Origin of the sequence: Streptomyces hilarionis (assembly GCF_024539675.1) — a bacterium.
Lineage (GTDB): Bacteria > Actinomycetota > Actinomycetes > Streptomycetales > Streptomycetaceae > Streptomyces > Streptomyces hilarionis.
The window spans coordinates 1-280 of record NZ_JAHHIT010000694.1; the positions used below are offsets into that span (position 1 = coordinate 1).

A 280-nucleotide genomic window follows, 5' to 3' on the forward strand; every position below is an offset into this window, starting at 1 on the left:
GCCACGTCCCTGCTGAGCAAATAATCGCGATGAGCAAGCGCGATGACCTTATCGGGATCGCTGCGCCGGGCATGCCGGCAGGCTCGCCCGGTATGGAAGTCGATGGAATACAAGAGACCTATCAGGTCATCGGCCTGACCAAAGCAGGTATTGATCAAGCGATTGCGGGGTACCCTGTAAACTGATCTCCGAACTCGTTCGCTTTCACAGTGCTACGCTTGTCGAATGCGCAGAAACGTAAACGCTCATTTGAGACTGGGCCTATACGAGCAAATGTAGG

Annotated in this window: 1 protein-coding gene; it reads left to right on the forward strand. The window is 54.3% G+C overall.

Annotated elements, in window-relative coordinates; genetic code table 11:
* Positions 1-185, forward strand: a 185-nt coding sequence (locus tag KMS84_RS40045) for a DUF411 domain-containing protein (RefSeq protein WP_256921576.1), incomplete at its 5' end; no start/stop codon positions are given.
* Positions 186-280 lie beyond the last annotated feature (95 nt).